Origin of the sequence: Pseudomonas sp. S09G 359, assembly GCF_002843605.1 — a bacterium.
Lineage (GTDB): Bacteria > Pseudomonadota > Gammaproteobacteria > Pseudomonadales > Pseudomonadaceae > Aquipseudomonas.
This window is the reverse complement of record NZ_CP025263.1, coordinates 4208113-4234407: the sequence shown is the minus strand read 5'-3', so window position 1 is coordinate 4234407 and position 26295 is coordinate 4208113. Positions and strand designations below refer to the sequence as shown.

Sequence of the window (26295 nt, the reverse complement as noted above, 5' to 3'; positions counted from 1 at the left end):
GAGAATACCCATGCGTGCATTCATCAAACGTTCCCTGGTCGGCACCGCCTTTGCGCTGGCGACCCTGGCCGGTGCTGTGCCCCAGGCCGTCGCCTCGGCGGACCAGCAATTCTTTCCCCTGGCCACTTACCGCGTCGGCGCCTACGCCTCCAGCGGCGTGCAGGTGTGGGCCGGGATGATCGACTACCTGCGTTATATCAACGAGGTCGAAGGCGGCATCAACGGCGTGAAGCTGGTATGGCAGGAATGCGAAACCGAGTGGACGGCGGAGAAGGGCATCGAGTGCTACGAGCGCTTCAAGAATGGCCTGGATGGCGCGCCGGTCGCGGTGTACCAGCCCAACGGCGCACCGGCGGCGTATGCCCTTAGCGAGCGCGCCGAGGTCGACAAGATCCCGCTGATCACCCTCGGCTATGGGCGCACCGAAGCCACCGACGGCACGGTGTTCCCTTACAATTTTCCGGTCATGCTGACCTTCTACAGCGAAGCCTCGACCCTGGTGAACTACATCGCCCAGCGCGAAGGCGGCTTCGACAAACTCAAGGGCAAGAAGATCGCCACGGTCTACCACGACTCGGCCTACGGGCGTGAAACCCTCGGCCCGCTGAAGCTGCTGGCGGAGAAATACGGCTTTGAAAATATTCAGATTCCGGTCGCCGACCCAGGCAACGAGCAATCGGCGCAGTGGCGTCAGGTGCGCCAGGCCAACCCGGACTGGGTGTTCCTGCGCACCTGGGGCGTGTCGACCCCGGTCGCGGTGAAAACCGCCGCGCGTTTCGGCTTCCCGGTGGACCACATCATCGGCGATATCTGGGCCAGTTCCAGCGAGGACGTGTTGCCCGCCGGCGCCGCTGCCAAGGGTTACCTGGCATTGACACCGTACCCGGCGGGCAGCGATTTCGAGATCCACAAACGCCTCAAGCAATACATCCTCGACAAGGGCCACAGCGACCTCAAGGACCTGAAAAACTTTGGCAGCGTCTACTACAACTCCGGCCTGGTAAACGCCGCCGTCGCGGTGGAAGCGATCCGCACCGCCCAGGCCAAGTTCGGCAAACGCCCGCTCAATGGCGAGGAAGGCCGCTGGGGCCTGGAACACCTGAATATCGATGACACGCGCTTGAAGGCCATGGGGTATCTGGGGCTGATGCAGAACCTCAAGCTGTCGTGCCGCGATCACGAAGGCGGCGGCTCGGCGCGGGTACAGCAATGGGATGGCGCCAACTGGGCACTGGTCAGCGACTGGATCGCCGCCGACCGCGCGCTGCTGCGCCCGCTGATCGATGAAAAATCTGCCGCTTTCGCCAAGGAAAAAGGCCTCACACCGCGCACCTGCACCGGGGATGAATAAGCCATGAGCCACGCTGCCAGTGAACCTGCGAGCCCGTCGCTGCTGACGGTCAACGATATTGAAGTGATCTACGACGGCGCGATCCTCGCCGTGGCCGGGGTGTCGCTGCAGGTGCCCAAGGGCGCCATCGTCGCCTTGCTCGGGGCGAATGGCGCCGGCAAGAGCACCACGCTCAAGGCCATTTCCGGGCTGGTGCGCGCCGAGCGGGCCGAGGTCAGTCGTGGCGTAATCGAGTACGCAGGCGCCAACCTGGCCGGCATCGACCCCAGCCAGCGCGTGCGCCAGGGCATGGTGCATGTGCTGGAAGGCCGCCATGTGTTCGGCCAGCTCACGGTGGAAGACAACCTGCGCAGCGGCGGCTTCGTGCGGCGCCTGAGCCGCAAGGCCATGGCCGAAGACCTGGAACGCATCTACACCTGGTTCCCGCGGCTCAAGACCAAGCGCCACACCCGTGCCGGGCTTACCTCCGGTGGCGAGCAGCAAATGGTCGCCATTGGCCGGGCGTTGATGACCCGTCCTACGTTGGTACTGCTCGACGAGCCATCCATGGGTTTGGCGCCTATGATCGTGCAGGAGATTTTCGCGATCATCGCCCAGCTCAACCGCGAACAGCAGGTGAGCTTCCTGATCGCCGAGCAGAACATCAACGTCGCGCTCACCTATGCGTCGCACGGCTACGTGCTGGATACTGGGCGCGTGGCCTTGAGCGGCAGCGCCGCTGAACTGCTGGCGCGGGGCGATTTGCATGATATTTATCTGGGTAAACAGTAAAGGCGAATGTGCATGACTGAAACCATCCGCAACGCTGATGTCTTGATCATCGGCGGCGGCCTGAGCGGCACCATGCTGGCCGTGCAACTGCTGCGCCTGCCTGGCCAGCGGCACATCCTGGTGATCGAGCCGCGCGCTGAACTCGGCCGGGGCGAGGCTTACAGCGCTGTCGAGCTGGGTCACACCCTGAACGGCAATGCGGCGCGCATGAGTGTCGACCCGGACAATGCCGATGACCTGACCCAATGGCTCACCGACTACATCGGCGCCGGTGGCTGGCCGCAGGCGCACGAGCAGCCGGTGCCGATCAGCGAACTGTTCCCGCCGCGCGGGATTTTCGGTTTGTACGCGCAGCAGCGCCTGGCTGAAGCCAAGGCGGTGTCGGCGTCCACCGTCGAGCATATTCGTGCCGAAGTGGTCGACCTGCAGGTCGATGCCGACACGACCCTGCTGACCCTCGATAACGGCCAGCAACTGCGCGGCGCCCATGCGGTGCTGGCGACCGGCATGTTCCCGGCGGCGCGCACGCCACAGACCGAATCCAGCGGCTTGAATGCCGCCGCCGTCGACCCGTGGGACGTGCGCGCGATGACCCGGATCGACGCGCAATCGACGGTGCTGATCATTGGCTCCGGGCTGACCATGGTCGACGCCGTGGTGTCGCTGGAACAGGCCGGGCATCGCGGGCCGATCGAGATCTTTTCCCGCCATGGGCTGTTGCCCCACGTGCGCCGCCAACCGCCGAGCTGGGAGGATTTTCTCGGCGCCGACCCCGCCCTGCGCAGCCCTCGGCAGTTGTTGCGTGAAGTACGTCGCCAATGCCGCATCGCACTGGAGCAAGGCATTGATTGGCAGGCGCCGCTGGACACGGTGCGAGCGCATATCGGCCGGTTGTGGAGCCAGGCCAGCGAGGGCGAAAAACGCCAGTTCGTGCGCCATATAAGGCCGTGGTGGGAAAGCCATCACCACCGTTCGCCGCCGCTGAGTGCGCAATTGGTGGCGCGCTTGCAGGCAGCGGGGCGGTTGCGGATTCACGCCGCGTCGTTCAAGGGCTTGGCGCCGGCGGAGGAGGGCGTGGCGATTCGCTTGCGCTATCGCGGTGAGCCGGCGATTACGCAGGTGTCGGGCGCGGCGCTGATCAACTCCAGTGGCATCGAATACGACTGGCGCCGTGTGGCCCGGCCGTTGCCGCGGCAGTTGCTTAAGCGTGGGCTGATCCAGCCCGGGCCGTTGGCGTTGGGGATTGCGGCGGATGCGTCGGGTGCAGTGCTGGATGCTGTGGGTGAGGTCAGCGGGCGGCTGTTCGCCATGGGCCCGCCGTTGCGCGGGGTGTGGTGGGAGAGCACGGCGGTGACCGATGTGGCGTTGCAAGCCAAGGCGCTGGCGTTAAAACTAACAAACATCTAAATGTGGGAGGGGGCTTGCCCCCGATAGCGAAGTGTCAGTTTGCACATCTGTGTCTGATACACCGCTATCGGGGGCAAGCCCGCTCCCACACTTGATCCTCATTTACTTTGAGATTTTCACAAACCCGGGTTTTAGCCCAAACACCTCCACCCCCTGCGGCGTCGATTGCCCGGTTTTCACCTTCACGCGCTCGACCGGCTGATCCATCGCTGGCCGATACTCGACCGTCAGGTCCGGGCCGATCGCCTCGCTCGGCACCACCATCGCCTGCGCATTGTTGTAGGTGACGACGGTCAACCGCGCGCTCATCCCCAGCCGCACCCGCTGCAACTGTTGCGGCGTCAGTTTGGGAATCGACAGGGTCACCGCAAATTGCGCGCTGCCCTGGCTGTCGCTGGCAATCGCCAAGCCGCTGACCACACTCACCGAGCCACTGAGCCGTTCCCCCTCAAAACCATCGCCCATCACTTCCACCGCTTGGCCCTGGTGCAGGCGGTTGATGTCCAGCTCCGAGACTTTGGCGACGATTTTCAGCCGTTCGATATTGGCCAGGCCGAACAGTACCTGGCCTTGGCTGACCTTGCTGCCGGCCTGTATCGGGCCATTGTTGTTGCCGCCCTGGGATAAGGTGTTACCGGGTGCAGGCACCACAATGCCGGAGAACGGCGCCTTGACTTCCTGGCCCTCCAGCAGGCTGTGCAGGGCGTCGTATTTCACCGTGGCGTTGGTCAGTTCCATATCGGCAATCTGGCGGTATTCGCCTTTGCCTTGATCCAGTGCCTGTTGCAGCTCACTACGCGCAGAGGCGAGGTCGAGTTGTTGCTGCTGGACCTGCTGCTTGAGGTCGTCCAGCTCATTGCGCGGGATGATGCCGCGCTGGAACAGGTTTTCGCTTTCGGTCAGCTTGCGCTGGGTATTGCCGGCGGTCATTTCGGCGGTGCGCAGGCTACGGCGGGCGCGGCTGACAGTGGCGCCGCTGTCCCAGTCCTGCATCTCCTGCACGGTGCGCCGGGCCTTGAGCTGGGCGGCGAGGGAATCGCGCAATTGCACTTCGAGGGTGGCCGGGTCCATGCGCAACAGCACCTGGCCGGCCTCGACCCGTTGACCCTGTTCCACCAGGTTGGCCTGGACATTGCCATCAAACGGCGCGGTGAGGATAAGGGTGCTGTCGGGTTCGATCTTGCCCACCAGGCCGATCTGATGCACCAGCGGGTCGGTTTTCACCGCCAGCCACTGTTCGGAGGCGCTGGCGGGGCCTTCGGCAGGGCTGCGCAAGGCCAGCCCCGCGCCGGCCACCAGCACCATCAACACAGCGCCCAGCAGGCGTTTCTGATTAGTAGTCATTGAGGGCGATTTCCCAACTTTCCAGCGTCATGCCCAGGGTCAAGTCAAGCTGGGTCTGGGCGTTCAAATAAGCGATCAGTGCATTCAGTTGCGCGTTCTCGGCATTGCGCAGGTCGGTCTCGAAGCTCAGCACCTGGAAGTTGCTGGAGCGCCCGGCGCTGAGTTTTTCCCGCTCGATCTCGATCTTGCGCCGCGACAATTCCACCGCGCGCTGGGAGATTTCATATTGGCGCCAGCGGGTACCGAGGTCGCGCACCACATCGTTGACGCTGCGCTCCAGGGCCTGGCGGGCGTCGGTGATGCGGATCTGCTGATCTTCCACATCCACCCGTGCACGCACTTCGGCCTGGCGCGTGCTGATGTCACCGATGGGGATTTGCACCTGTACCCCGGCGTAGCTGTCCCAGCTGCGGTTGTTACTGCTGCCGGCGTCATTGTTGTAGTTGTCGCGGACCTGGTTGGCACCGGCGACCAAGTCCACCTGCCAGCGCCCGGAGTCTTTGGCGATCACCAGGTTGAGGTCGGCCTGCTGGCTGCCGAGCAGGGCCGCCAGGTATTCCGGTTGCTGGTTCTGCGCCAGGTTGAAGGCCTGGCGCTTGTCGATCTGCATAGGCTTGGCCTCCAGGGCTTCGGTGGCACGAATCGGGGTGGACAGGTCCAGGGCCAGCAGGCGCAACAGGGCCAGGCGGCTGGTGTCCAGTTGGTTTTGCGCTTCTTCCACACCCAGTTGCTGGGTGGCGATATCGGCTTCGGTCTGGACGATTTCGAACTCGGCCATGCGCCCGGCGCTGATCAAGGCCTTGTTGACCTCCAGCAGCGTGCCGGAGCGTTTGAGCGCGTCCTGCACGATGCTCAGTTGTTCCTGGGCGCGCAGCAATTCGCGGTAGGTGGCGATGATCTGGCTGATGGTCTGCGCCACGGTGGCCTTGAGGTTCAGGCGGTTGGCCTGCTCCGACAGGCGTGACAGGCGCAGCGGCGCGGTGGTGGCGTCCCAGCCGGCGCCGCGCAGCAATGGTTGGATGATCGCCAGGTCGAGGCCGTCACTGCGGTAGCGGCCGGCGCGGTCGGCGTTGTTCAGTTGCTGGGTCCAGGCCATGCTCAGGCGGGTGCCGTACTCGCCGAGCAAGCTGGTGGCCGGCGCCACGTTGGCATTGCGCGCACTATCGGCGGAGCCCCGGGTGCTGCGGTAGTAGCTGTTGAGGGTGAGCTTGGGGTTGAACACATCCTCGGCAACGCGCAGGTCGAACTTCTGCGCCACCCGTTGCAGGTACGCGCTGCGGATGGCCGGGTTGTTGCGCAGGCCCAGGTACACGGCGTCGCCGAGGGTCATGGTGGTGGCCTGGGCATTCAGCGACACGCCCCGGTCATAGCCGCTGCGGGTGGTACTGGGGGCCGACGGCTTGATGACCACGTCGGCGGCCATGCCCGGCAAGCTGATCAACGCGAGCAGCCATAGCCATTTACTCATCGCGCAAGGCCTCTACCGGCTGCAGCCGCGACGCCGAGATCGCCGGGTAAATGCCGAAGAACAAGCCCACCAGCAATGTACTGCCCACCCCAAGGGGCAGGGCGGCGACCGCCAATGCAAACGCCCAGCCCGACAGCCACGCATACAGCCAGGCGGCAGTCATGCCCAGCACTGCGCCGCAGGCCGCACCCACCGCCGTGAGGGTCACGGCTTCCAGCAGGAACAGGTTGCGGATATCGCGTTGGCGCGCGCCCAGGGCCATGCGAATGCCGATCTCGCGACGGCGCTCCGACACATTCATCAGCATCACGTTCATCACCCCCACGCCGCCACCCACCAGCGAAATCGCGCCCAGCGCCAACAGCAGGTAGGCGAAGGTACGGCTCTGACGGGTCATGCCATCGATCATTTGCTGGGGCACGGTGATGTCCACGGTGTGATCGGTCAGTTGGCGTTGCAGTGCGAGCGCGGCATCCCGTGCGATGAGCTCCATGTCCTGCCCCGGGGCGGCGCGGATGATCACGTTGCCGATCTGCGGGCTGGCGAAGACCCGGCGCATGCCTTCGGCGGGGATAAACAGCGATTCATTGGCCTGCACCGGCATCAGCATCGCCCGTGGCTGGCGTTGCAGGATGCCCACCACCAGGAACAGGTAATCGTTGATACGCACGCGCTCGCCGAGTTTCAGCGGGTCGCCCGGTGCGCCCAGGGCCTGGGCCAACTGGGCGCCGATCACGGCATAGGTTTCATTGGCGTCGAAGCTCGACAGGAAGCGGCCTTCCTGCACGACCAGGCGCATCGCGGCCTGCAGGCCCGGGGTGCTGCCGGCGTAATTGGCATTGGCCGTGCGGCCATGGAACACAATGGGCCCGCTGAACAGCGTGAGCGCGCCGATATGCGCAATACCCGGCACCGCCTGGCGCACGGCGTCGAGGTCGAGGCGGGTGGGCATCGGCACGTTATTGTTGCCTTTGGAGGGGAACTGGGCGACCAGGGTGTCGGTGCCCATGTCCTTGAAAATCATCGCCGCATCCACTGCTGCGTTGTGGCCGATATTGATCAGCGCAACCACCGACGAGCTGCCGATCACGATACCCAACAGGGCCAGGATCGAGCGCTTGCCCAGGGTGCGCAGGCTCACGAACGCTTCATGCAGCAGCTGGCTGAGGCTTTGTTCTACCCGCACGGTCATAGGTGCCCGACCTCTTGCACCACGCCATTGCGCACCAGGATCTTGCGTTCCAGGCGCGCGGCGATGTGCGGGTCGTGGGTGACGATGATCAGCGTCACCTGTTGCTCGCGGTTCAAGGCCAGGAGCAGGTCCATGATGTCCTGGGCGGTGCTGCTGTCGAGGTTGCCGGTGGGCTCGTCGGCCAGGATCACCGAAGGGTTGCCGACCAATGCTCGGGCAATCGCTACACGTTGGCGCTGGCCGCCGGAGAGGTCGGCGGGGCGGTGGTGGGCGCGTTCGGCCAGGCCCACCTGTTCGAGCATGCGTAACGCCTGCTCTACCGATTCGTGGCGCGACACGCCGCGATAACTCAGGGGCAGGGCCACGTTGTCGAGGGCACTGAGACGCGGCAGCAAGTTGAAGCTCTGGAATACAAAACCGATCTGTCTGTTGCGGATCGCAGCCAGTTCGTCGGGGCTGGCCTTGAAAATATTGTGGCCGGCAAAGTGGTATTCGCCGCAGTTGGGCAAATCCAGCAGGCCAAGGATATTCAGCAGGGTACTTTTGCCGGAGCCGGAGGCGCCGAGAATGCCGCAGCTGTCGCCGGGGGCGATCGACAGGCACACGTCATTGAGAATGGTCAGCGCTTGCCCGGCCAACTGATAGCGTTTGCCGATGCCTTGCAGGGAGATCAAGCCAGGGTGCGCGGGGGTGTCTGTCATCATGACTACGCCTTCAGTCTCGACGCTGCCGTGCTGCCCCGGTAAAGCCTTGTAACAAGTTCGGGAGCTGCCTGGAACGCGTCACGGACTGGTTTTATTTCTTGTTTTTAAAATATTGTTTGAATACTAACTGTGTTCTGCGCGCTTCGCCAGCCACGGACATAGAGCGGTTTTACCCTTTGAAATGGGTTTTTCGGCAGCTGGGCAGGCTGCCAAAAGACCCTTTGGCACACCTCGGCGAGCCCGCAGGCAAAGGCTTTCGATCATATGGCGGTGTGTCACTACTTGCTTTCGACCGACGGCCCCGGTATAAAAAATCAAATTATTTTTTAAAACAATATTTCCCCCGTGGAACTTCTATGGTCGCGAAGAAACTCAGCGCTCCAAACATCACCAAGACTCGATTGCTGGATGCGACAGAGGCTCTCTTCATCAAGTACGGCTATGACGCCGTTCTGCTGCGGCAGATTACCGAGCGTGCCCAGGTCAACCTGGCTGCGGTGAACTACCACTTCGGGGACAAGGATTCCCTGATGAAAACCCTGCTGATGCAGCGCCTGGAGCCGCTCAACGAGCAGCGCCTGGAATTGCTCGCGCGGTGCGAAGCCGAGGCCGATGGCCCACTCGACTGCGACACCCTGCTCGGCGTGCTGTTTGCGCCGGCCATGGGCCTGGAGCGCAGCGATCCGGCGAGCAGCAGCGGGGAAGGGCGCTCGTTCATCCGTTTCCTGGGGCGGGTCTACAGCGATACGTCGCCGTTTATCCAGGAATACCTCAAGGTGCATTACCAGCCGGTGTTCCAGCGTTTCTTCGAAGCGTTTGCCCTGGCGCTGCCGGAACTGCCGCGCAATGAGCTGGGCGTGCGCCTGCAATTTGCCCTCAAGGCGATTTCCGGGGTCATGGCGGGCACCGAGTTGCGCCTGCTGATGAACTCCATGAGCCTGGGCCGCCCGGCCACGGACGCCGAAGTCATGGCCAAGCTGATCACCCTGGTATCGGCGGCGATCCGCGTGCCGCAGCAAAGCCCGGAAGCCGAGCACGCGTTGGCCAAAGTGTTGGATACCCAGCGGGCTATTCGCGAGCAGGCCGCAGCACCCGCGGCCAAGGCTTCGCGATAAACAAAATACCCGGCAAAAAAAAGCCCGCTGGGGCGGCGGGCTTGATGTGCAACATTTGTAACGGATGAGGCTTCACCCTACGTCTCGGGATGTGAATAAAACGTGAAAAATTTGTAAGAAAAAGTGCGAGTTGCTCACAGCGTTGTTTAGATTTTCCAGTGCCCGGCACTTTTGGCCAGGCGTTGGCGCATTCCATCCACGTTTGCCGCCAGTTGCACCGTCAACAACCGATACCCGTCCAACGCGCTGTACACCGGCGCATCCAGCGCCGGCTCGCCGTCCGCGATGTGGCTGGATCGCTGCAACCGCTCCGTCACCCCCGACTTCAACGCCCGCGCCATCCCCACCAGCTGCACCCGGATCTGCCGATGTTCGGCTTTCAACATCACCTGCATTCGCGCCATCGCTTGCTGATCTCTAGGGTCCGGCCGAGTGTTGCCGAGAATCTCCAGGGTGCTGATGCACATCCGCAGATGGCGCTGGATAGCGTCCAGTTCAGTCATGGAAATCCGCACCTCCTTGGACACCGACGGCATCAGCGAGCGCAGTTGCAGCATCGCCGCATTCAAGCGGTTGAGCAGCTTCACGTGCTCATCGTCAGTCACCGACTGGCCGTTGATGATGCGGCTGTAGATCTGCGCGCAATCACGCAACGCGCTGGCCAGGTTGTAGCGCCACGAATACACGGCATACAGCGGCAGGGCGAAGGAGAACGCCAATGCCAGCACAATGCCGATGAGGATATCAACGGTGCGCCACAAACCATCCGAGATCGGGTTGTCACCGTGGCCCGCCACGATAAACACCGTGATCGCCGACAGCAGCGCGATGTAACCACCCTTGCCGATGGCGTGGTAGGAAAAGAACCCACACACCACCGACATCAGCAGGTAGGTCAACAGCGGCTGGCCGAAGTAGGCCTGTTGCACCACCAGCAACAGACCGACGCTGGCGCCGATCAAGGTGCCATAGGCGCGCTCCACGGCTTTTTTGCCGATGTTGCCATGGTGCTGCAAACCGCCGATCACGATCAGCATGGTCACCGATGCCCACTCACCGTGGGGCAGGTTGATGCCGGTGGTGAGCAGGATCGTCGCCAGCAAGCCGATGGACACGCGCACGGCGTGGATCAGCTTGGCATGACGATAGCGGCGGTACGGGTCGAGCAAGGGGCGCAACAGGCGCCGGGCGAAGAGGGGCAGGTTCATCGGTATTAAAGGGATCTCGTTAGTCAGGGTGGACTCAGTCTGAATGGTGGGAGCGGGCTTGCTCGCGAATGCGGCGTGTCAGTCGATACACTTTTGACTGATCCACCGCATTCGCGAGCAAGCCCGCTCCCACATTTTTCAGCGGCGCGGCTTTAGAAAATGTAGTCAGTGGTCAAGAAGCTCGAGTCGCGGTTGCGCAGGATGTCGCTGACCAGCGCCTTGTTGCTGTCCTGGAACTTGGTGGCCACCAGCGTACGGATCGAAAACACGCGCAGCGCGTCATGCACCGACAGCGTGCCCTCGGCGGAGTTCTTGCGCCCGTTGAAGGGGAAGGTGTCCGGCCCGCGCTGGCATTGGGCGTTGATATTGATGCGGCCGACCTGGTTGGCGAAGGTGTCCACCAGGCGCCCGACTTCCACCGCATTGGTGCCGAAGATACTCAGTTGCTGGCCGAAGTCCGAGTCCAGCACATAGTCGATCACGGTGTTGAGGTCGCGATACGGCACGATCGGCACCACCGGGCCGAACTGTTCCTCGTGGTACACGCGCATCTGCGGGTTCACCGGGTACAGCACCGCCGGGTAAAAGAACGAACCACGATGGGTTCCGCCATTGGTATTCACCACCTGGGCACCGTGTTCGGCGGCGTCTGCCACCAGTGCGTTGAGGTAGTCGACCTTGCCGACTTCCGGCAGCGGCGTCAGCGCCACCCCGTCTTCCCACGGCATGCCCGGTTTCAGCGTGGCCAGCTTGGCGTTGAATTTCTCGATGAAACTGGCCACCACGTCTTCATGCACAAACAGGATTTTCAGCGCGGTGCAGCGTTGGCCGTTGAACGACAGGGCGCCGGTGACCGCCTCGCTGACGGCGTTGTCCAGGTCCACTTCGGGCAGCACGATGCCGGGGTTTTTCGCGTCCAGGCCCAAGGCGGCACGCAAGCGGTGCGGCTTGGGGTGCAGCTTTTTCAGGTCGCTGGCGGCCTTGTTGGTGCCGATAAACGCGAAGATATCGATCTTGCCGCTGGCCATCAGCGCGCTGACGGTTTCGCGGCCGCTGCCGTAGATCACGTTGATCACCCCGGCCGGGAAGCTGTCGCGGAAGGCCTCCAGCAACGGGCGGATGAGCAGCACGCCAAGCTTGGCCGGCTTGAATACCACGGTGTTGCCCATGATCAATGCCGGGATCAGCGTGGTGAAGGTTTCGTTCAGCGGGTAGTTGTAAGGCCCCATGCACAGGGCCACGCCCAGGGGTACGCGGCGGATCTGGCCGAGGGTGTCCTGTTCCAGCTCGAAGCGGCTGCTGCGACGGTCGAGTTCCTTGAGGGCATTAATGGTGTCGGTGATGTAGTCGCAGGTGCGGTCGAACTCTTTTTGCGAATCCTTGAGGTTCTTGCCGATCTCCCACATCAGCAGCTTGACCACCGCATCGCGTTGTTCGCGCATGCGGCGCAAAAACGCTTCGACGTGCTGGATCCGGTCTGCCACGCGCATCGTCGGCCATTCGCCCTGGCCACGGTCGTAGGCACGCACGGCGGCGTCCAGGGCGGTGAGGGCGGTGTCGGCGTCCAGCAGCGGCGTGCTGCCGATATGCACGCGTTCGTCACCCAATTGCACCGGGCTGAGCACCTGGGCCAGGGGGCCATTCCATAGGTGCAACTGGCCATCGACCAGGTAATCGCGCTGTTCAATGGGCGCCCCCAGGCGGAATTGCTCGGGAATCTCGGCAACGGAAGCGGGAAACAGCTGGGCGAGCAGGTTACTGGTGGTCATGTTGCTACCCCTGGAATAGTTGCAAAACATGACTAGAGAGTCACCCAACAACGGGCTCTATGGCAAGGCTTGCGCGCTTTCTTGTACGCACCGCGGTGTGCGCCGGGTAAACTGCGCGCCTTTCTTGAAGGAGTTCACATGAGTCAGTACCAGCCAGGCATTCTTGCCGCACCGGTGCCTTTGCAGGCACGCCATCTGTTTTTTGCCCTCGATGCCCTGGACGCCGTGCCCGCTGCGCTGGACGCACTGGTGCAGTTGACAGACTCGGCGGCCGTGGTCGGTTTTGGTGAGCCGCTGGTAAAGGCACTGGGCTCAGCGATTGAAGGCTTGCGCGCGTTTCCGGCCGTCAGCGGCCCCGGTGCGCACAACCCGTCCACCCAGCAAGCCCTGTGGGTGTGGCTGCATGGTGAGGATCGCGGCGAACTGCTGTTGCGCAGCCGCACGTTTGAAAAAGCCCTGGCGCCGGCGTTTCGCCTGGTGCAGATGACCGAAGGCTTCCGCTTCAAGACCGGTTTTGACCTTACCGACTACGAAGACGGCACCGAGAACCCCCACGACGACGCTGCCGTTGAAGCCGCCCTGACCGACAGCGGCGCCAGCTTCGCGGCGATCCAGCAATGGCAGCATGACCTGGATGGCTTTGCTGCATTGCCCGCCGTCGAGCGCGACCACATCATCGGCCGCCGCCATGGCGACAACGAAGAGCTGGACGACGCCCCTGCATCCGCCCACACCAAACGCACCGCCCAGGAGAGCTTCACCCCGGAAGCTTTCGTGGTACGCCGCTCCATGCCGTGGGCTGAGAATGGCCAGGCGGGGTTGATGTTCCTCGCGTTCGGCCATTCCTTCGATGCGTTTGAAGCGCAACTGCGGCGCATGAGCGGGTTGGAAGATGGGATTGTCGATGGCCTGTACCGCATCAGCACGCCGTTGACCGGTGGCTACTACTGGTGCCCGCCGATCAAGGACGGACGCCTGGACCTCAACGCGCTGCGCTAGATCACCCCACCGAGCACGCAGCGTGTGCTCGGTATCGCCGCGCTCGCGTGCGTCTTCACTGACCTGGCGCCAGGCTTCCCGCCTGGCGCTGAGTGGTTGACTGTGTATCCCACTGTATCCCCGCACCCTCCTGATACACCGGCATGACGTTCTGGCGTGTTGGCGACACAGAGCGGATACACGCCTGGCTTTAACTCTGCGTACCAGCTGGCGCCAACGCGCCCTGGCCACTCAGTCAAGCCAGGAGATACCCCATGAAGCGTCCTTACGCAGCCCTCGCGGCCACCCTTGCCCTGTCCCTCAGCGCCTTTGCCGCAGTGGCCCATGCCGATGAGCCCAAGCCCCAGGAAAAATGCTTCGGCGTGGCCCTGGCCGGCGCCAACGACTGCGCCGCCGGCAAAGGCACCTCGTGCGCCGCCACATCCACCAGTGACTACCAGGGCAACGCCTGGGTGCTGGTGGACAAAGGCACCTGCACCCAGATCAAGACCCCCAAAGGCTACGGCAGCCTGACGGAGCAGCCGTGATCCCGCGCCTGCTCCCCCAGGCGCTGCTGTTGCTGGTCGCTCGCGTGGGGATCGCGGCGGTGTTCTTTCTCTCGGGCCGCACCAAGGTCAGCGGTTTTCTCGAACTCAAGCCGTCGACCTACACGCTGTTCCGCTCGGAGTACGCCTTGCCGCTGATCCCGCCGGATTGGGCCGCGCACCTGGCGACGTACGCCGAGCACCTGTTCCCGTTGCTGCTGGTGCTCGGCCTGCTGACCCGCCCGGCCGCCGCCGCACTGCTGGGCATGACCCTGGTGATCGAGGTGTTTGTGTACCCCGACGCCTGGCCAGTGCACCTGACCTGGGTGGGCCTGTTGCTGCCGCTGCTGGCGTATGGCGGCGGGGCCTGGTCACTGGACCGCGTGTTGTTGCGTAAACCTCTACAACCTTGATGGAGTTTTCCTATGCGTATGCTTTCTTCCCTGGCCATTGCCATGGCCTTGACCGTTCCTGCAGTTGCCCAAGCGGCTGACACAGCACCTCAATTCAGCGGCCCGGGCACCGGCAAAAGTGTGGTGATCGTGCCCGGTTCGTTTGTCGACGGCTCCGGCTGGCGTGTGGTGCACGACATCCTGATTCACAAGGGCTACAAGGTCACCGTGGTGCACCAGGGCCACGAAAGCCTGGCCGCCGATGTGGCCGAGGCCCGCGAAGTGCTCGAGCAGCAAGTCGGCCCGGTGGTGCTGGTGGGGCACAGTTCCGGCGGCGGGGTGATCTCGATTGCCGGCGACCGCGACAAGGTCAAGGCGCTGGTATACGTGTCGGCGCTGCAGCCGGAAGTGGGCGAAAACATGGCCCAGTTGATCGGCTCCATGCCGTCGCCCAGCGATGACATCAAGCCGAGCCGCGACGGCCATCTGTTCTTCGATCGCACCAAGTTCAATGCCGATTTTGCCGCCGATCTGACCACCAACCGCACCGACTTCATGGCCGCCTCCCAGGTACCGGCCACCGCCGCGCTGTTCGGCGGCACCGTGTGGGCCGCGGCCTGGCACAAAAAACCCACCTACGCCGTGGTGTCCACCGAAGACCGGGCCCTGAGCCCCGACCTGCAACGCTGGATGTACCGCCGCGCCGGTTCCAAGGTCAGCGAAATCAAGGCCAGCCACTCGGTGTACATCTCCCAGCCTGAAGCTGTGGCGAAGGTCATCGAAGACGCGGCTTCCGTCATCAAATAACGCACCCCCCAACCCGGAGAAATACCCATGAATACAGCACTCAAATCCCGCTTGAGCCTCGCCGCTGCTGCCGCACTGGTTGCCCTCGCATCGGCGTCGTTCACCACCGCTGCCAGCGCCGCCGACCAGCAGGAAAAACTCGGCCGTTGCTACGGCGTCAACACCTGCAAGGGCACCAGCCTGTGCGCCACCGCCAAGAACGACTGCAAGGGCCTCAACAGCTGCAAGGGCGAAGGCGTGATCGTCAAGACCCCTGCCGAATGCCTCAAGGCCGGCGGCACCCTGACTGAACCGAAGTAAGCCACCCGGCGGGCCCGGCCTGGGCTCGCCACTGTTTCGTTGCGGAGAGCCACCATGTCGACATCCACCACGCACTTTTCCGGCTACGGCCTGGGGCTGCGCAAGGAGCATTACGGCGACTTCCTGGAAACCTCGGTGCCCGTGGATTTTGTCGAAGTGATCTCCGAAAACTTTATGGTCGCAGGCGGCCAGCCACGGCATATCCTGCGCCAGGTGCGCGAGCGGCATCCGGTGGCGCTGCATGGGGTGTCGATGTCCATCGGCACCGCCGAAGGCCTCGATGTGGATTACCTGCGGCGCCTCAAGGCGCTGGTGGATGAGATAGAGCCGCTGTTCGTTTCCGACCACCTGAGCTGGTCACGCAGCGCCGGTTTCAACGCCCACGATTTACTCCCCGTGCCCTACACCGACGAAGCCCTCGACGTGGTGTGCGCCAATATCCATCAGGCGCAGGAGGCACTCGGTCGCACGCTGCTGTTGGAAAACCCGTCGAGCTACCTGGCCTTTGCGGGCGCGAGCATGAGCGAGTGGGAGTTTATCGCCGCCATGGCCAGGCGCACTGGCTGTGAACTGCTGCTGGACGTCAACAATGTGTTCGTCAGTGCAAGCAATCACGGTTTTGATGCGCAGGCGTTTCTCGACGCAATTCCCGCTGAGCGCGTGCGCCAGGTGCACCTGGCCGGCCATAGCCAGGGCCGTGGAGTGTTGATCGACAGCCATGACAGCCCGGTGTGCAGCGGGGTTTGGGCGCTGTATGCGCAGGTCATCGCCAAGCTGGGGCCGGTGGCGACCATGATCGAGCGCGACGATGACATCCCACCGCTGGGCGAGCTGCTCCAGGAGTTGTCGATGGCGCGGGCCTTGGGGGCGCAACGATGAAACTGGGCGAACTGCAGCAGACCTTTCGCAGCTGGTTGGTCAGTGCATCGGATCAGTCCGCACGCTTGCTGGGCGATAACCGCGCGGGCCTGGCGGTGTACCAGAACAACTACCGCGCGCAGCTGGTAGGGTGCCTGGAGCAGGCGTTTCCACATTTGCGTCGCTGGCTTGGGGAAGACGCCTTCCTGGCAGCCAGCATCCGCCACATCGACCGCTACCCGCCCCAGGCCTGGACCCTGGATGTTTACCCCGAGGACTTTTACCGGACGTTGACGGCGCAATTTCCACATAACCCGGACGTGCATGAGTTGGCCTGGATCGAGTGGGCGTTGACTGAAGCCTTCGTCGCGGCCGACGCCTCGCCGGTGTCGCTGGCCGCCCTGGCCAACGTCGATTGGGACGCAGCGGTGTTGCGCCTGACCCCATCGTTGCGTGCACGCGCCTTGACCACCAATGCCGAGGCCCTGTGGTCGGCACTCTGGCAGGAGGGGCCACTCCCCGAAGCACAGATGCTCGATGCAGCGGGCGGCGTGTTGGTCTGGCGGCGCCACTTCACCTCGCGTTTGCGCCCGGTGGATAGCCTGGAGTTGCAGGCGTTGCTGCAGGTGCAGGCCAACGGTGGTTTTACCGACCTGTGCGAATTCCTGGTGGAGCGCCTCGGCGAAGACGCCGGTGTGACCCAGGCTGGTGAATACCTGGCCGGTTGGCTGGGCAGTGAATTGATTGTGGAGGTGAGCCATGGTTGATCGTCGAGGTTTTTTGCTGCTGGCAACGGTGGTGTTGGCCGCGCCGGCGTTTGCCGTGCAGCAGGTGAGCACTGATGAACGGGATATCCGTTTTGAGGCCACGGGGCCGGAGGAGGGCCACGCAATCATCCTGCTGGCGGCGGACGTCAACGTATTTGCAGAAGTGACAGCCCCGCTGGCCACCCAGGGTTTTCGCGTGATTGTGCCGTACCTGCGCACGGCGGATGACGCGGTACTCGGCCAGGATGTGCTGGAGCTGATGAACGCCCTGCACATCCCCGAGGCGGTGTTGGCCGGCGTGGAGGTGGGCGCGCGGGTGGCAGCGCGGGCGGCCGGCTTGAAGCCGAGCCGGTGTGTGGGGCTGGTCACGCTGAACGCTGCGCCCCAGGCCGGGTTCGCCGAGGCGGTGGGGGTGATGGCGCGGACGGGGCAGTGGCGAACATGAAAATTCTGACAGCGACGTAATCGACAACTGAAAAATTCTCCAGCTCCCCGTAATCTAGACGCCTCTACCCCCTGCGCTGGATCGTTCATGTCTTCTGTTGCCGATGGGCTGCCCCTCAATAAACGCCTGCCGGCTGTGATCGCGATCTCCTTGGGGATCGGCATGGCGACGCTGGATACGGCCATCGTCAACACTGCACTGCCGACCCTGGCCGAGGGGATCGGGACCGATTCGGCCTCGGTGATCTGGGTGGTCAACGCTTATCAGCTGGCGATTATCGCCACGGTGCTGCCGTTTGCGTCGCTCAGTGATGTGCTGGGGCATCGCCGGGTGTACCTCGGCGGGTTGCTGGTGTTTATTCTGTCGTCGCTGTTTTGCGGATTAGCCGGTTCGTTGCTGACACTGACTGTCGCGCGGGTAGTGCAGGGGCTGGGGGCGGCGGCGATCATGAGCGTGAATACCGCGCTGTTGCGGCATATCTACCCATCGAAGATGCTCGGGCGAGGTCTGGGTTACAACTCGCTGGTGGTGGGGCTGGCGTTTACCCTGGGGCCCACTGCGGCATCGGCGATTCTGTCGGTGGCGACCTGGCATTGGCTGTACCTGATCAATGTGCCGTTGGGCTTGCTGGCCCTGGCATTGGGCGTGCGCTCGTTGCCAACCCTGCCGATGACCGGGCATGCCTTTGACCGCCTGGCCGCGGTGCTGTGTGCCGGGCTGTTCGCCTTGCTGGTGCTGGGCCTGGGCACGGCGGTGCACGGTGCCCAGGGCGCGCTGACTATGGGCCTGGTCGCCGTGGCGCTGGTGTGCGGCGCCTTGCTGCTGCGGCGTCAGGCCGGGCACCCGGCGCCGATGCTGGCCCTGGACCTGTTCAAACGGCCGGTGTTTGCCTTGTCGTCCCTCACCGCGATCTGCGCGTTCAGTGCACAGGGCCTGGCGTTTGTGTCGCTGCCGTTTCTGTTGCAGGCAGTGTTGGGGCATAGCCAGGTGGAAACCGGTTTTCTGATGACGCCGTGGCCGGCGGTGGTGGCGGTGATGGCGTTGGTCGCGGGGCGCCTGGCCGACCGCGTGTCCCTTGGCCTGTTATGCGGCATCGGCCTGTTGATGCTCGGCCTGGGGATGGGCGCGCTGGCAACCTTGGGCAGTGGCGCATCAGCCTTTGATATCGGCTGGCGCATGGCGTTGTGCGGTGCGGGTTTCGGCTTTTTCCAATCGCCCAACCTCAAGGCGATCATGACCAGTGCACCGTTGGCCCGCAGCGGCGGCGCCAGTGGCATCGTGGCGATTTCACGCTTGCTGGGGCAAACGCTGGGGGCGTCGTTGGTGGCGTTCTGTTTCCATCTGTCGTTGGGCAACGGCCCGCACTATGCGCTGTGGCTGGGCTGCGTGTTTGCGTTGGTGGGCAGCGTGGCCAGCGGGCTGCGTCTATTGCCCTATAAACACAGGGTTTAGCGCTTGTAAAACACCGGGCCGGAACGCTACCGTGGCGACCTGAGTATTTCGGGATGTTTCAGATTTATGTCCAGCCTGGCCCTCCGTACTGCTGATACCCACTCCCGCCGCGCCGCGCTGACCCTTGCTTTGTGCCTGCCCAGTGACGTGTTGCTCTACCTGTTGCTGCCGATGGAGTCCGAGGCCTTCGGCATCACCCTGGCCCAGGCCGGGGTGTTGCTGGCTGCAAACCGCCTGGTGCGGATTTTCGGTTACCGCCATGTGTTGAATTTCTACGCGCGCAACGGTGATCGGCTGACCTGCATGATCGCCGCCGGTGCCGCCACGGTCTGTGCGCTGGGCAATTCGATGCTGTCGGGCTTCGCCGCACTGCTGGGGCTGCGGCTGATCTGGGGCCTGTGTTTTGCCGCGTTGAACCTGTCGACCCAAGTACTGGCCACCTCGGAACCCACCGGTGCGGCGCGCCGGGCCGGGCGTTCGCGGGCCTTGATTGCCTGGGGGCCGATGCTGGCGTTGCCGTTGGGTGGCTGGCTGACGTTATGGGCGGGGCCGCGTCCGATTTTTCTGATTCTAGCCGGGTGTTGCCTGGTGGGCCTGTGGGTGGCGCGCGGTTTGCCAGGCGTCGGCCATGATTTGCACAGCACTCCGGGGCGTCGCTTCAAGTGGCCCAACAGCGTGGCGTTGTGGTCGTTTATCGAAGGCGTGGCGCTGGACGGGCTGTTTATTTTCGGCCTGTCGATCCAGGCGCAAAAGTTGCTGGGCGGCAATGCGGTGCTGATCGCCGGCGGCTTGATGGCGCTGCGGTATGTGTCGGAAATGCTCCTGAGCCCCTTGGGCGGCCGCGCGGCCCAGCGCTTTGGCGCTACGTCGATGCTGCTGCTGTTTTCGTTCCTGAGTGCCCTGGCCTTGACTGCATTCGGCAGCTATTGGGTGGTGGTCGGCGCGGCGGCAGTACTGGTGCTGCGCGCGCTGCAACTGCCGCTGGTGACCACCCTGGTCGCCGAGCGAAACCCCGGCTCCATGCGCGTATCAGCATTGGCCTCGAATGCCGTGTGGCGCGATATCGGCGCCGGCCTCGGCCCTCTGCTGGCGGGCCTGTTGCTGCCGATTGCCTCGGCGCCGTGGGTGTTTGGCGTGGCCGGTGCGGCCATTGCCGTGAGCGCGGTATTCTGCTGGCGCGCAAACACGGTAACGGACTGACTCACGGGTTTTTCAAGGTCTGCAGCCAGGCGGGGTCGAAGCGGGTTTGCTCGGTGTCGATCCCCATGGCCTGCATCTTCGCCAGGTGTGCCTGGATTTCCGCCTCCAACTGCGCCTGGCTGCTGGAGTTGGCATCCAGCGCGTGCATCTGCGTCAGCCCCAGGTGGTAGAAACGCAGGGCCTTGATTGCAGTTGGGTCATTGGCCTGCACCTGTGCGGTGACGGTGTGCATCACATTGGTCACGCTCATCAGGCTGCGCTTGAGCTGCCAGCCGTACACCGCCGCCGCCAGCCAGGGCTGGCTCCAGAACGGGCCGCGGACCAGCGCCAGGGTGATCAGCACCCCGGCAAATACACCGCCGACATTGAAGCGCAGATTATCACCGCCGGGCTCGCCGAACAGCATCACCGCCAGGCTCGACAGCAGCATCGCCAGGGCCAGGAACACCACGGCCACGATCAGCGTGCTGCGGCGGGTCTGCTGGCGGTAGGTGGCGGGGTCGCAAGGTTTGAGCTCGAACATCCGGGGCATTTCTCCAGAAGGGGTCGGCATCATCTCACGCTTGGGCAAACAAGTTGAACGATGGCGCACGGCGGTTTCTCTAAACCTGTGTAGACCCATTGAGGTGACCCATCATGCCCGAATACAAACAGCCACCCCCCGGTACACCCGACCCCGATCGCACCCCCGGCGAAGAAGAGCGCGACAACGATGCGTTGCGCCCCAACGACCCGAAAGAGCGTGACGAAAACGACGATGTAGAGCGCGTCGAGGAAGATCTCGAAAACCTCCACGACAAGGCTCGCCCGCTGTAACAGGAGACTGTGATGAACAAGCGCCCAGACGGCCCGCCCTCCAACGAGCAGGCCCGCGACAAGGATGAGTTGGGTTTCGACCCGGACTCGCCGGATGTGTCCGACCCGCAGGTCGACCCCATCGGCGCGGCCATCGCTCCGCTGGACGAGAAGAAAGACCCGGCGAAAAAAAAGCCGCCCTACGATCCGTTGGGCGACTTGAAAACGTAAAACCAGCCCCGCCATTGAGCGGGGCTTTTTATCACTTGGGTGGTGTCCAGCTGACTTCGGTAATCCCGTATTTCTCGGCCCACGGGCGCGTGGTTTTCTTCACTTGCTCATGGCCCACACGGCCGATACGACTGACGTGGGCAATGTCGGCATCCACGGCCGCCCAGTGCCAGGCTTCGGCGTTATTCATGATTTCTGCGCGCACCACAAATGACTTTGGCTGGCCGTGCAGTTGATAGTGGATGGTGTAGATTTTTGCGGTACTCATGTTGCCTCCCTGTCTTGTTATAGATGGATAGGAATGCGTTCAAAAAGGTTCATTCAAAATGACAATCTGCACGTCGGCGCGGCATAGTGACGCCTTCGCCCCGCGCCCAAGGATTGCGCCATGTCCGCTCTGACCCACAGCCGCCTGTACCTGCAACGCCTGGGCTACGACACCCCGCCGGCGCCGACCTTGCAGACGCTGCACGACCTGCAGCTGCGCCATGTGTGCACCTTTGCCTTTGAAAGCCTGTCGACCTTGCTGCGCCTGCCGGTGCCGATCGACTTGCCCAGTGTCGAGCAAAAAGTACTGTTCGATGGGCGCGGTGGTTATTGCTATGAGTTGAACCAGCTGTTCCTCGCGCTGTTGCAGGAACTGGGTTTCGACGCGCGTGGCATCACTGGCCGGGTGGTGATGGGCGGGCCGGCGGATGCACACACCGCGCGTACCCACCGCTTGAGCCTGGTGACCCTGGATGGGGTGCGCTACATCAGCGACGTCGGCTTCGGCGGCATGGTGCCCAGCAGCCCGTTGCAACTGGACACCGAGGCGGTGCAGGCCACCGCGCACGAACCGTATCGCCTGAGCTTTGACGGGCAGGGCAGCTACACGCTGTGGGCCAAGGTCGGCGAAGAGTGGCGGGGCTTGTATGTGTTCGACCTGCACGTGCAGGCCGATATCGACTACGAAATCGGCAACTGGTATGTCTCCACACACCCGCAATCGCCGTTCCTGGGCCAGTTGAAAGTCGCCCGCCTGGCCGCAGGAAAGCGCCATACCCTGAACAACGCCAGCTATGCGGTGCACTACCTGGACAGGCCCAGCGAGAAACGCACGCTCAACAGCGCCGATGAGTTGCTGGGGCTGCTCAGCGAAACCTTCGGGATTCATCTACCGCAGGATGCGCGACTGCGTGCGAGCCTTGATGGCCTGGTACTGGCTACGCCGTGAAAGTATTGATATAGAGCGGTCGCTGAACCGTTTTACCTCCCGGTCCGAGCAAATTAATTCGAACCTTTTTCGCCCAGATGGGTTCGAAGCGGTTCCTGAATAATTTGCTCACCAGACAAGGAGATGTAAAACGATGTCCAAGCTATTCGGAAAATTCCTCAAGAACTCCTCGGTATTGGCGCTGGTCGCTGCGCCTGCCGTGGGGTTCGCTGCACCGTCCACTGATCCGATTTCCACCTTCGGGATTCAGGGCAGCTACAACGACTTCAAATTCGAAGGCGGTAGCGAAAGCGACAAGAGCCACATGCCCGAAGCGGGCCTTTTCTACAACTTCGGAAACAAGCTCACCGCCGAATCCGGCTTTATCTACCAGGCCGGTATCGAAGCCAAGTACGGCGAAAAGAGTGACGACAAACTCAAGGAAGGCCAGGCCGACCTGGATCTGGGCTGGCGAGCCGCGCTGGATGCGCGCAATTTTGTCGACGTGATCGTGGGCGGTGGCTACAGCTGGACGCGCTACGAGCCGGACATCAACGACCTCGGCGTGAAGCTCACCACCAAATCGCCGTTCGCCAAGGCGGCCCTGGGCTACAACCACCAGTTCGACGATATGACCCTGCGCCTCGAAGCTGGCGCCCGTCGCACCATCGACGGCCGCACCAAGCTCAAGGTGGATGACTTTGGCAGCGACACCGTGGACCTCAAGGACCGCACCAACCCCTACGCTGAAGTCAGCCTGCTGATGAACCAGAAGGGTGACCTGCCGGTGGTCGCGGGCCTGTACTACACCCGCACCGAATATAAGCTCGACGGCGACTCCGACGTGGCCGACAACACCCGGCTCAAACGCAACGAGTACGGGTTCAAGGTCGGTATCGCGTTCTAAACCCAAACCCCGGAACGTGGGTGGCCAACGCCCACGTTCAAGTGCCCGCATCAACCGCCTTTTATTAAGTAAGCAACAACTCAGATAAGCACGCTTTTGTGGCGAGCGGGCTTGCCCGCGTTGGGCTGCGCAGCGGCCCCCGTAAAGCCAGCGCGTTACTCCAGGAAGACCTCAGTATCAGGTTTTAGGGCCGCTTCGCGACCCAACGCGGGCAAGCCCGCTCGCCACAAGCGGTAGGTTGCTGGTCAGAGGTGTATCAACCCCCTAAACGAAATGCCCAGTACCGCGTGCTGCACCAGGTATTTTATTAAGTAGGCAAAAACTCAGATAAGCCCGCTTTTGTGGCGAGCGGGCTTGCCCGCGTTGGGCTGCGCAGCGGCCCCAGTAAAGCCAGCGCGTTACTCCAGGAAGATCTCACTATCAGGTTTTAGGGCCGCTTCGCGACCCAACGCGGGCAAGCCCGCTCGCCACAACAAGCCCGCTCGCCAGAAGAGGTAGGTTGCTGGTCAGAGGTGTATCAACCCCCTAAACGAAATGCCCAGTACTGCGTGCTGCACCAGGTATTTTATTAAGTAAGCAACAACTCAGATAAGCGCGCTTTTGTGGCGAGCGGGCTTGCCCGCGTTGGGCTGCGCAGCGGCCCCAGTAAAGCCAGCGCGTTACTCCAAGAAGATCTCTGTATCAGGTTTTAGGGCCGCTTCGCGACCCAACGCGGGCAAGCCCGCTCGCCACAACAAGCCCGCTCGCCAGAAGAGGTAGGTTGCTGGTCAGAGGTGTATCAACCCCCTAAACGAAATGCCCAGTACCGCGTGCTGCACCAGGTATTTTATTAAGTAAGCAACAACTCAGATAAGCGCGCTTTTGTGGCGAGCGGGCTTGCCCGCGTTGGGCTGCGCAGCGGCCCCCGTAAAGCCAGCGCGTTACTCCAAGAAGATCTCTGTATCAGGTTTTAGGGCCGCTTCGCGACCCAACGCGGGCAAGCCCGCTCGCCACAACAAGCCCGCTCGCCACAAGCGGTAGGTTGCTGGTCAGAGGTGTACCAACTCCCCTAAACGAGATGCCCAGTACTGCGTGCTGCACCAGGTATTTTATTAAGTAAGCAAAAACTCAGATAAGCCCGCTTTTGTGGCGAGCGGGCTTGCCCGCGTTGGGCTGCGCAGCGGCCCCCGTGAAGCAACCGCGTTACTCCAGGAAGATCTCTGTATCAGGTTTTAGGGCCGCTTCGCGACCCAACGCGGGCAAGCCCGCTCGCCACAACAAGCCCGCTCGCCAGAAGAGGTAGGTTGCTGCTCAGAGGTGTATCAACCCCCTAAACGAAACGCCCAGTGCTGCGTGCTGCACCAGGTATTTTAGTAAGTAAGCAAAAACTCAGATAAGCACGCTTTTGTGGCGAGCGGGCTTGCCCGCGTTGGGCTGCGCAGCGGCCCCAGTAAAGCCAGCGCGTTACTCCAGGAAGATCTCTCTATCAGGTTTTAGGGCCGCTTCGCGACCCAACGCGGGCAAGCCCGCTCGCCACAACAAGCCCGCTCGCCACAAGCGGTAGGTTGCTGGTCAGAGGTGTAGCAACCCCATAAACGCAAAACGGCGCCCGAGGGCGCCGTTTTGTTTGCTGCATCGTGCTAAGCGATCAAACGCCCAGTACCGCGTGCTGCACCAGGGTGAGCAACGGTTGTGGGTATACGCCCAGGAAGAAGGCGAGCAGGGCGATGGCCAGCAGCATGACGCCACCGGCTTTCTGTTCCCAGTGCAGTTCGGCGTCTACGCGGCGCAGGTTTGGTTCGATCAGGTACAGGGTGACCATCACGCGCAGGTAGTAGAACACGCCGATGGCGCTGCCCAGTACCAGGGACGCAACCAACCACCACTCGTGGGCTTCAACACCGGTAGCGACAATGTAGAACTTGCCGATAAAGCCAGCGGTCAGCGGGATACCAGCCAGGGACAGCATCATCACGGTGAGTACGGCGGTCAGGTACGGACGGCGCCAGAACAGGCCGCGGTATTCGTACAGGGCGTCGGCGTCACGGCCTTTGAACGGCGAGGACATCAGCGTGATCACGCCGAACGCGCCGAGGCTGGTGATGACGTAGGTGACCAGGTACACGCCCATGGCTTCCACGGCCAGGCCCTTGCTCGCCACCAGGGCGATCAGCAGGTAGCCGAAGTGGGCGATGGAGGAGTAACCCAGCAGACGCTTGAGGTTGTTCTGGGTCAGGGCCAGCAGGTTACCGAACAGGATCGACGCGATGGCGATCACGGTCAGTACGTTGCTCAGCACGCCGGTGTTGGCAGCAGGCGAGATCTGGAACAGACGCACCATCACCGCAAACACGGCAACCTTGGACGCCGTGGCCAGGAACGCGGCCACCGGCGCCGGGGCGCCTTCGTACACGTCCGGGGTCCACAGGTGGAACGGCACCAGGGACAGCTTGAACGCCAGGCCGATCAGCATCATGGCCAGGCCCAGTTGGGCAATTGGCGCAGGCATGCTGGTGGCGGCCAGGGCGTGGCCGATACCGGTGAAGCTCAGGCTGCCGGCTTCTGCGTAGAGCAGGGCCATACCGAACAACAGGAACGCGGAACCGGCGGCCGACAGCACCATGTACTTGATGCCGGCTTCCAGGGAGCGCTTGTTGAAGAAGGCGTAGGCCACCAGGCCGTAGGTCGGGATCGACAGCAGTTCCAGGCCGATGAACAGGCCCGCAAGGTGCTGCGCGCTGACCAGCACGATGCCACCGGCCGCAGCCAGCAGGATCAGCAGGTACAGCTCTTCGCGGTTGCCTGGGTAGCCGGTGCCGCCTTCGCCGAGGTAGGCGTGGGCGAGGGTGACGCAGGCCAGGGTCGCCACCAGGATCAGGGCGATGTACAGCAGCGCGAAGTCATCGACCATCATCAGCGGCGTGACCGCCAGTGGCGCGACCTTGAGGGCCGGGATGATCGACAGCAGGGCCAGGTTAAGACCGGCACACGACAGCAGGAACGTTTGCGAGTGATTGCGGCGCCAGGCGATCGCCAGCATCACCACCACGATGGTGAGGCTGGTGATCAGCAGCGGCGCAAGCGCGATAAAGTGTTGGATCGTGAATTCCATAGC

General features: G+C 63.0%; 27 protein-coding genes. 18 read left to right on the top strand and 9 right to left on the bottom strand.

Annotated elements, in window-relative coordinates:
- Positions 1-10: 10 nt before the first annotated feature.
- Genes CXQ82_RS19205 through CXQ82_RS19195 form a run of 3 tightly spaced genes read left to right on the top strand, consistent with a single transcriptional unit; the run spans position 11 to position 3529 of the window.
- Positions 11-1351, top strand: coding sequence for an ABC transporter substrate-binding protein (locus CXQ82_RS19205; protein ID WP_101271790.1), 1341 nt, complete (start codon positions 11-13; stop codon positions 1349-1351).
- 3 nt (positions 1352-1354) lie between these two features.
- Entirely contained in the window at positions 1355-2122 is a 768-nt protein-coding gene (locus CXQ82_RS19200; protein WP_101271788.1) for an ABC transporter ATP-binding protein, read from the top strand.
- Positions 2123-2134: 12 nt separating this feature from the next.
- Positions 2135-3529, top strand: coding sequence for an FAD/NAD(P)-binding protein (locus tag CXQ82_RS19195; protein WP_101271786.1), 1395 nt, complete (start codon positions 2135-2137; stop codon positions 3527-3529).
- A gap of 102 nt (positions 3530-3631) precedes the next feature.
- On the opposite strand, the gene CXQ82_RS19190 is transcribed toward CXQ82_RS19195, so the two are convergent.
- The 4 genes from CXQ82_RS19190 to CXQ82_RS19175 are packed head-to-tail and all read right to left on the bottom strand — an operon-like array spanning position 3632 to position 8237.
- Entirely contained in the window at positions 3632-4873 is a 1242-nt protein-coding gene (locus CXQ82_RS19190; RefSeq protein WP_101271784.1) for an efflux RND transporter periplasmic adaptor subunit, read from the bottom strand.
- A complete protein-coding gene (locus CXQ82_RS19185; protein ID WP_101271782.1) occupies positions 4863-6341 on the bottom strand; it encodes a TolC family protein in 1479 nt (492 codons plus the stop codon). Before CXQ82_RS19185 ends, CXQ82_RS19190 begins: the two co-directional genes overlap by 11 nt.
- A complete protein-coding gene (locus CXQ82_RS19180; RefSeq protein ID WP_101271780.1) occupies positions 6334-7533 on the bottom strand; it encodes an ABC transporter permease in 1200 nt (399 codons plus the stop codon). Before CXQ82_RS19180 ends, CXQ82_RS19185 begins: the two co-directional genes overlap by 8 nt.
- A complete protein-coding gene (locus tag CXQ82_RS19175; RefSeq protein WP_101271778.1) occupies positions 7530-8237 on the bottom strand; it encodes an ABC transporter ATP-binding protein in 708 nt (235 codons plus the stop codon). Before CXQ82_RS19175 ends, CXQ82_RS19180 begins: the two co-directional genes overlap by 4 nt.
- A gap of 356 nt (positions 8238-8593) precedes the next feature.
- Here CXQ82_RS19175 and CXQ82_RS19170 point away from each other — a divergent pair, with 356 nt between their 5' ends.
- On the top strand, positions 8594-9352 hold the full coding sequence (locus CXQ82_RS19170; protein ID WP_101271776.1) for a TetR/AcrR family transcriptional regulator: 759 nt from the start codon (positions 8594-8596) through the stop codon (positions 9350-9352).
- A gap of 146 nt (positions 9353-9498) precedes the next feature.
- On the opposite strand, the gene CXQ82_RS19165 is transcribed toward CXQ82_RS19170, so the two are convergent.
- Positions 9499-10560, bottom strand: a complete 1062-nt coding sequence (locus CXQ82_RS19165) for an FUSC family protein (RefSeq protein ID WP_101271774.1) — start codon at positions 10558-10560, stop codon at positions 9499-9501.
- Positions 10561-10712: 152 nt separating this feature from the next.
- Entirely contained in the window at positions 10713-12329 is a 1617-nt protein-coding gene (locus CXQ82_RS19160) for an NADP-dependent glyceraldehyde-3-phosphate dehydrogenase (RefSeq protein WP_101271772.1), read from the bottom strand.
- A gap of 138 nt (positions 12330-12467) precedes the next feature.
- On the opposite strand from CXQ82_RS19160, the gene CXQ82_RS19155 reads away from it, so the two are divergent.
- The 10 genes from CXQ82_RS19155 (at position 12468) to CXQ82_RS19110 (ending at position 20073) form a co-directional block, all read left to right on the top strand.
- Positions 12468-13328: a Dyp-type peroxidase gene (locus CXQ82_RS19155; RefSeq protein WP_101271770.1), complete on the top strand. Its 861-nt coding sequence runs from the start codon at positions 12468-12470 to the stop codon at positions 13326-13328.
- Between the two features lie 254 nt (positions 13329-13582).
- Positions 13583-13855, top strand: coding sequence for a DUF2282 domain-containing protein (locus CXQ82_RS19150; protein WP_101271768.1), 273 nt, complete (start codon positions 13583-13585; stop codon positions 13853-13855).
- A complete protein-coding gene (locus tag CXQ82_RS19145) occupies positions 13852-14265 on the top strand; it encodes a DoxX family protein (RefSeq protein WP_101271766.1) in 414 nt (137 codons plus the stop codon). The genes CXQ82_RS19150 and CXQ82_RS19145 overlap by 4 nt, the downstream gene beginning before the upstream one ends.
- A 12-nt stretch (positions 14266-14277) precedes the next feature.
- The gene (locus CXQ82_RS19140; RefSeq protein WP_101271764.1) at positions 14278-15051 is read left to right on the top strand and encodes an alpha/beta fold hydrolase; all 774 of its coding nucleotides are present in this window, start codon (positions 14278-14280) and stop codon (positions 15049-15051) included.
- A 27-nt stretch (positions 15052-15078) separates the two neighbouring features.
- Positions 15079-15351, top strand: coding sequence for a hypothetical protein (locus tag CXQ82_RS19135; RefSeq protein WP_101271761.1), 273 nt, complete (start codon positions 15079-15081; stop codon positions 15349-15351).
- Between the two features lie 54 nt (positions 15352-15405).
- The gene (locus CXQ82_RS19130; RefSeq protein ID WP_101271759.1) at positions 15406-16230 is read left to right on the top strand and encodes a DUF692 domain-containing protein; all 825 of its coding nucleotides are present in this window, start codon (positions 15406-15408) and stop codon (positions 16228-16230) included.
- A complete protein-coding gene (locus CXQ82_RS19125; RefSeq protein ID WP_101271757.1) occupies positions 16227-16976 on the top strand; it encodes a DNA-binding domain-containing protein in 750 nt (249 codons plus the stop codon). The genes CXQ82_RS19130 and CXQ82_RS19125 overlap by 4 nt, the downstream gene beginning before the upstream one ends.
- Positions 16969-17421: an alpha/beta fold hydrolase gene (locus CXQ82_RS19120; RefSeq protein ID WP_101271755.1), complete on the top strand. Its 453-nt coding sequence runs from the start codon at positions 16969-16971 to the stop codon at positions 17419-17421. The genes CXQ82_RS19125 and CXQ82_RS19120 overlap by 8 nt, the downstream gene beginning before the upstream one ends.
- Positions 17422-17508: 87 nt before the next feature.
- On the top strand, positions 17509-18873 hold the full coding sequence (locus CXQ82_RS19115; RefSeq protein WP_101271753.1) for an MFS transporter: 1365 nt from the start codon (positions 17509-17511) through the stop codon (positions 18871-18873).
- A 66-nt stretch (positions 18874-18939) separates the two neighbouring features.
- A complete protein-coding gene (locus tag CXQ82_RS19110; RefSeq protein ID WP_101271751.1) occupies positions 18940-20073 on the top strand; it encodes an MFS transporter in 1134 nt (377 codons plus the stop codon).
- A gap of 1 nt (position 20074) precedes the next feature.
- Here the strand turns inward: CXQ82_RS19110 and CXQ82_RS19105 are convergent, their stop codons facing one another.
- Entirely contained in the window at positions 20075-20596 is a 522-nt protein-coding gene (locus CXQ82_RS19105; protein ID WP_101271749.1) for a DUF3087 family protein, read from the bottom strand.
- Between the two features lie 113 nt (positions 20597-20709).
- Between CXQ82_RS19105 and CXQ82_RS19100 the strand changes: the two genes are divergently transcribed.
- The gene (locus CXQ82_RS19100; RefSeq protein ID WP_101271747.1) at positions 20710-20889 is read left to right on the top strand and encodes a hypothetical protein; all 180 of its coding nucleotides are present in this window, start codon (positions 20710-20712) and stop codon (positions 20887-20889) included.
- Between the two features lie 12 nt (positions 20890-20901).
- Positions 20902-21099, top strand: a complete 198-nt coding sequence (locus CXQ82_RS19095) for a DUF6021 family protein (RefSeq protein ID WP_101271745.1) — start codon at positions 20902-20904, stop codon at positions 21097-21099.
- A gap of 31 nt (positions 21100-21130) precedes the next feature.
- On the opposite strand, the gene CXQ82_RS19090 is transcribed toward CXQ82_RS19095, so the two are convergent.
- Positions 21131-21367, bottom strand: a complete 237-nt coding sequence (locus tag CXQ82_RS19090; RefSeq protein ID WP_101271743.1) for a DUF6555 family protein — start codon at positions 21365-21367, stop codon at positions 21131-21133.
- A 120-nt stretch (positions 21368-21487) separates the two neighbouring features.
- Between CXQ82_RS19090 and CXQ82_RS19085 the strand changes: the two genes are divergently transcribed.
- Together CXQ82_RS19085 and CXQ82_RS19080 are read left to right on the top strand one after the other, a co-directional pair.
- Positions 21488-22315 (top strand): arylamine N-acetyltransferase, encoded by an 828-nt coding sequence (locus tag CXQ82_RS19085; RefSeq protein WP_101271741.1) that lies wholly within the window; start codon positions 21488-21490, stop codon positions 22313-22315.
- A 133-nt stretch (positions 22316-22448) separates the two neighbouring features.
- Entirely contained in the window at positions 22449-23201 is a 753-nt protein-coding gene (locus CXQ82_RS19080; protein ID WP_101271739.1) for an outer membrane beta-barrel protein, read from the top strand.
- A 1627-nt stretch (positions 23202-24828) separates the two neighbouring features.
- Here the strand turns inward: CXQ82_RS19080 and nuoN are convergent.
- Positions 24829-26292, bottom strand: coding sequence for an NADH-quinone oxidoreductase subunit NuoN (gene nuoN, locus CXQ82_RS19075; RefSeq protein WP_101271737.1), 1464 nt, complete (start codon positions 26290-26292; stop codon positions 24829-24831).
- Positions 26293-26295: the final 3 nt, after the last annotated feature.